The sequence below is a fragment of the Pseudonocardia sp. SID8383 genome (genome assembly GCF_009864975.1).
Classification (GTDB): Bacteria; Actinomycetota; Actinomycetes; order Mycobacteriales; family Pseudonocardiaceae; genus Pseudonocardia; species Pseudonocardia alni.
Genome location: NZ_WWFY01000081.1, coordinates 1 through 5,391, shown reverse-complemented (window position 1 = coordinate 5,391; position 5,391 = coordinate 1). Strand labels below are relative to the sequence as shown.

Sequence of the window (5,391 nt, the reverse complement as noted above, 5' to 3'; positions counted from 1 at the left end):
CGAGCGTGGTGCGCAGCCCGGTCTCCGCGCACGCCGCCGCGAGCGCCCGCCCGGCCGGACCACCGCCGAGGACCAGCACGTCGGCCACCGTCGTGCCGGGGGCACCCGACCGGCTCGACGACGCCGTCCCGCTCCTCGTCCCCGTCATCGCGGGCCCGGCCGGTGCCGGCCGGCGGACAGGCTGCCGCCGTCGATCCGCAGGGTGGCCCCGGTGACCCAGGACGCGGCGTCGGAGACGAGGAACGCCACCGCCTCGGCGACGTCCGCGGGCTCGCCGAGGCGCCCCAGCGGATAGCCCGCGACGACGGACGCCTCGTCGTGGGCGTAGAGCGCCTCGGCGAACCTCGTCCGCACCACGGCGGGGGCGACGGCGTTGACCCGGACGCCGGGGCCGAGCTGGCCGGCCAGCTCCTCGGTCAGGGTGAGCAGTGCCGCCTTCGACGCCCCGTAGGCCCCGATGACGCCGGTGGGCCGCAGCGCCGCGACCGAGGCGACGTTGACGACGGCGCCGCCGTGCGCACCCATCCACACCCGGTGCGCCTGCTGGACGAACCCGAGGGCGGCGACCACGTTGACGTCGAGGATCCTGCGGACGGCGTCGAGGTCGGCCTCGACCAGCGGCCCGTGCTGGGGGTTGATCCCGGCGTTGTTGACCAGCACGTCCAGCGAACCGAACGCGGCCACCGTCGCCTCCGCCGCGGCGGCCCGGTGCGCCGCGTCCCCGACGTTGCCGGCGACGGCGAGCACCCGGCCGGTGCCGACCCCCGCGCCTGCCGCGAGCTCCGACGCCGCCGCGTCGAGCTCCGGGGCGCGCCGGCCGGTGATCGTCACCGACGCGCCGCGCGCCAGCAGCGCGGCGGCGACGCCGTACCCGATGCCCCGCGAGGCGCCGGTCACCAGTGCCGCCCGACCGGCCAGGGAGGTGAGATCGGTCATGGGACCCGACCCTACGTGGGGAATCGGGTGGACCCGGCCGGTAGCCTGGTCGCGTGGTCCTGATCGAGTAGACCGGCGTCCGGGCACGACTGTGCCCGCATCCGGTCCTCTCAGCGTCACTCCTCGTCCTCCGTCTGGAGCTCTTCCACGTGATCACCACGACCGACCTCGAACTGCGCGCCGGGTCCCGCATCCTGCTCTCCGGTGCCACCCTGCGGGTGCAGCCCGGCGACCGGATCGGTCTGGTCGGGCGCAACGGCGCCGGCAAGACCACCTCGATGCGGGTGCTGGCCGGAGAGGGCGAGCCGTACTCCGGGCAGCGGAGCGCGAACTCACCGGTCGGCTACCTGCCGCAGGACCCGCGCGAGGGCGACCTGTCGGTCACGGCGAAGGACCGGGTGCTCTCGGCCCGCGGCCTGGACGTGCTGCTGGCGAAGATGGAGAAGGCGCAGACGGCGATGGCTGAGCTGGCCGACCCGGCCGCGAACGACAAGGCGGTCCGCGAGTACGGACGGCTCGAGGAGCGGTTCTCCGCCCTCGGCGGCTACGCCGCGGAGTCCGAGGCCGCGCGGATCTGCACGCACCTGGGTCTCCCCGAGCGGGTGCTGGCCCAGCCGATGCGCACGCTCTCGGGCGGTCAGCGCCGGCGCGTGGAGCTGGCCCGGATCCTGTTCGCCGCCTCCGACGGCGGGTCGCAGTCGGCGACCACGCTGCTGCTCGACGAGCCCACCAACCACCTCGACGCCGACTCGATCACCTGGCTGCGCGGGTTCCTGCAGCAGCACGAGGGCGGTCTGGTCGTCATCAGTCACGACACCGACCTGCTGGCCGCGGTCGTGAACAAGGTCTGGTTCCTCGACGCGACCCGCGGCGAGGCGGACCAGTACAACATGGACTGGAAGCGGTACCTGGAGGCGCGCTCCACCGACGAGAAGCGTCGTCGCCGCGAGCGGGCCAACGCCGAGAAGAAGGCGTCCGCGCTGCACGTCCAGGCCGCCAAGATGGGCGCGAAGGCCACCAAGGCCGTCGCCGCCAAGAACATGGCCCGCCGGGCCGACGCCCTGCTCGCCGGTCTCGACGACGAGCGTCAGGCCGACCGCGTCGCGCACATCCGGTTCCCGACCCCGGCGCCCTGCGGGCGCACCCCGCTCACCGCGGAGAACCTGTCCAAGGCCTACGGGTCGCTGGAGGTGTTCACCGGGGTGGACCTCGCGGTGGACCGCGGGTCGAAGGTCGTGGTGCTGGGCTTCAACGGCGCCGGCAAGACCACGCTGCTGCGGATCCTGGCCGGCACCGAGGAGTCCGACTCCGGCGGGGTCGTGCCCGGCCACGGGCTGCGACGGGGCTACTTCGCCCAGGAGCACGACACGCTCGACATGGACGCCTCGGTCTGGGACAACATCCGCCACGCCAGCCCGGACGCCGCCGAGCAGCAGCTCCGGACCCTGCTCGGGTCGTTCATGTTCTCCGGGGAGCAGCTCCAGCAGCCCGCCGGGACGCTGTCCGGCGGTGAGCGGACCCGGCTCGCCCTGGCCGGTCTGGTGTCCTCGGCGGCGAACGTGCTGCTGCTCGACGAGCCGACGAACAACCTGGACCCGGCCAGCCGCGAGCAGGTGCTCGACGCGCTGCGCCGCTTCGAGGGCGCCGTCGTGCTCGTCACCCACGACCCGGGTGCGGTCGAGGCGCTGGAGCCGGACCGGGTGATCGTCCTGCCCGACGGCACCGAGGACCACTGGTCGGCCGACTACCTGGAACTCGTCCAGCTCGCGTGACCGGTCACCGCACGCAGCGGTGATCACCCGACCGGACCACCACGATCGTCGGACGTGTCCGGGCCGTACAGCGTGCGGCTCCCGGAATCGCGCACGGTCCGTTCCGACGGGGTAATCCACTGCGCTGCCCGACGGATGACGATTCCGAAAGGTACCCGCGGTGCTGCGCCGTTCGGGGTAACCGTTCGCCGATCGCGTTTTCCGCGTTCTGGTCATAAATGGTCAACTGGATCATCATGGCCTGATCGTCGCGCCAGATGCGGCGGTCCGCGGGGGCATCCGCGGAGGGGATGAGGAGGGCCGATGGCCGAGCTCAAGAAGGGCGCCCGGATCACCGGGACGCAGCGGGGCAAACTCGCCGCCGACCTGAAGAAGAAGTACGAGAAGGGCGCCAGCATCCGTTCGCTGGCCGAGCAGACCGGGCGGTCGTACGGCTTCGTCCACCGGGTCCTGTCCGAGACGGGTGTGACGTTGCGCGGGCGCGGCGGCGCCACCCGTACCAAGAAGAAGTAGTCCTCTCGTCGGCGCCGCCGACCGGGTCGAGCAGCGAGCCCGGGGCGGCGTCGTCGTGTGTCCGGGGCGTGTCGCGGGGCGCCGCGCGCGGGACCACCGCGCCCGCCCGCCGTACGCGCCGTAACGTGAACCCTCGCCGTCCACCACCGGCGAAGGGGAACACCGTTGGATCGCCCGCTCGCTCTGATGCGCGGGGTCATCCGGGGGGCGGACTCGACGTCCATCCGCCGTGGCTCCATCGCGCGGGGCACCTGGCCCCGGATCTGGGGCTTCGTCCGGCCCTACCGCCGCTGGCTGCTGTCCTACCTGGCCCTGACCACCGTCACCGCCGTGATCGGCGTCGCGACGCCGGTGCTGGCCGGGCGCGTGGTCAACACGATCGTCGCGGCGAACGAGCTGCCCGACGCCGCCCGCGTCGTGATGGTGATCGCCGGGGCGATCGCCGGGATGGCCGTCCTGGAGGCGGTGGTCGGGCTCGCCGGCCGCTGGTTCTCCGCGCGGCTCGGCGAGGGACTCATCGAGGACCTGCGGGTGGCGGTGTTCCGTCACGTCCAGTCGATGCCGCTGGCGTTCTTCTCCCGCACCCGGACCGGGGCGCTGGTCAGCAGGCTCAACAACGACGTGATCGGCGCCCAGACCGCCATCACCGGCACCCTGTCCACGGTGCTGTCCAACAGCATCCAGCTCGTGCTGGCCATCGCGGTCATGATCGGTCTGGCCTGGCAGGTCACCGTGCTGGCGATGCTGCTGCTGCCGGTGTTCGTGCTCCCGGCCCGGCGGATGGGGACCTGGCTCGCCGAGCTGCGCCGCGAGGCCGCCGAGCTCAACGCCACCATGGGCAACCAGATGACCGAGCGCTTCTCCGCGCCCGGCGCCACCCTGGTGAAGCTGTTCGGCGACCCCGACTCCGAGGCCGCCGTCTTCCGGGGCCAGGTGTCGCGGGTGCGCGACATCGGTGTCCGGTCGGCGATGGTGTCGCGGTTGTTCGTCACCGCGCTGCAGCTGGTGTCGGCGCTGGCCCAGGCCATGATCTACGGCCTCGGCGGCTACCTCGCGGTGACCGGGGCGATCCCGGCGGGCACCGTCGTCGCGCTCGGGCTGCTGCTGACCCGGCTCTACACCCCGATGACGGCGCTGGCCAACGCCCGCGTCGACGTGATGACCGCGCTGGTCGCCTTCGAGCGGGTCTTCGAGGTGCTCGACCTGCGCCCGATGCTGACCGAGCGGCCCGGCCCGGCCGCGCTGCCCGACGGCCCCGTCGACGTCGCCCTGCGCGGGGTCCGGTTCACCTACCCCAGCGCCACCGACGTCTCCCTGGCCTCGCTGGAAGAGGTCGCGGTGCTCGACCAGCGGGTCAACACCGAGGTGCTGCACGGCGTCGACCTGCACGTCCACGGCGGCGGGCTGCTGGCCCTGGTCGGGTCGTCCGGGGCCGGGAAGTCCACGCTCGCATCGCTGGTCCCACGTCTCTACGACGTCGACGCCGGCTCGGTCGAGCTGTCCGGGGTGGACGTGCGGGACCTGTCGTTCGCCACGCTGCGCGGCGCCGTCGGGATGGTCACCCAGGACGGGCACCTGTTCCACGACACCATCGCCGGTAACCTGCGCTACGCCTCGCCCGACGCCACCGACGACGAGATGATCGACGCGCTGCGCCGCGCCCGGCTCGGCGACCTGCTCGACACGCTGCCCGACGGTCTCGACACCGTGGTGGGGGAGCGCGGCTACCGTCTGTCCGGTGGTGAGCGCCAGCGGCTGACCATCGCCCGTCTGCTGCTGGCCCGCCCGCGGGTGGTGATCCTCGACGAGGCCACCGCGCACCTCGACTCGGAGTCCGAGGCCGCAGTGCAGGAGGCACTGGCGGAGGCGCTGGTCGGGCGGACCGCGATCGTCATCGCGCACCGGCTGTCCACCGTGCGTGCGGCCGACCGGATCGCGGTGCTGGAGGGTGGGCAGGTCGTCGAGTCCGGCACCCACGACGAGCTGCTGGCCGCCGACGGCCGCTACGCCACGCTCTACCGGACCCAGTTCCTCCCGGCGGCGACGACCGCGGGCTGAGCGACTCCGGGGGCCGGTGCTCAGGCCCGGCCCGCCAGCGGGTCCGCCACCTCGGCGCCGGGCTCGGCCACCGCGGCGACGGCGGCGAACAGCAGCGCGACGCCGACCGCGC

At 73.5% G+C, this 5,391-nt stretch carries 4 protein-coding genes; 3 read left to right on the top strand and 1 reads right to left on the bottom strand.

Annotation, left to right across the window (positions count from 1 at the left end; all coding sequences use genetic code 11):
• Positions 1-144: 144 nt before the first annotated feature.
• Entirely contained in the window at positions 145-936 is a 792-nt protein-coding gene (locus GTW08_RS02025; RefSeq protein WP_073574736.1) for an SDR family oxidoreductase, read from the bottom strand.
• A gap of 149 nt (positions 937-1,085) precedes the next feature.
• Here GTW08_RS02025 and GTW08_RS02020 point away from each other — a divergent pair, with 149 nt between their 5' ends.
• The 3 genes from GTW08_RS02020 (at position 1,086) to GTW08_RS02010 (ending at position 5,279) form a co-directional block, all read left to right on the top strand.
• Positions 1,086-2,708: an ABC-F family ATP-binding cassette domain-containing protein gene (locus GTW08_RS02020; protein ID WP_062395368.1), complete on the top strand. Its 1,623-nt coding sequence runs from the start codon at positions 1,086-1,088 to the stop codon at positions 2,706-2,708.
• A gap of 303 nt (positions 2,709-3,011) precedes the next feature.
• On the top strand, positions 3,012-3,221 hold the full coding sequence (locus tag GTW08_RS02015; protein WP_010240451.1) for a helix-turn-helix domain-containing protein: 210 nt from the start codon (positions 3,012-3,014) through the stop codon (positions 3,219-3,221).
• A gap of 186 nt (positions 3,222-3,407) precedes the next feature.
• The gene (locus tag GTW08_RS02010) at positions 3,408-5,279 is read left to right on the top strand and encodes an ABC transporter ATP-binding protein (RefSeq protein WP_174565860.1); all 1,872 of its coding nucleotides are present in this window, start codon (positions 3,408-3,410) and stop codon (positions 5,277-5,279) included.
• Positions 5,280-5,391 lie beyond the last annotated feature (112 nt).

Coding starts and splice junctions, on each gene's coding strand:
- GTW08_RS02025 (WP_073574736.1), bottom strand. CDS start 936: ATGACCGATCTCACCTCCCTGGCCGGTCGGGCGGCACTGGTGACCGGC.
- GTW08_RS02015 (WP_010240451.1), top strand. CDS start 3,012: ATGGCCGAGCTCAAGAAGGGCGCCCGGATCACCGGGACGCAGCGGGGC.
- GTW08_RS02010 (WP_174565860.1), top strand. CDS start 3,408: ATGCGCGGGGTCATCCGGGGGGCGGACTCGACGTCCATCCGCCGTGGC.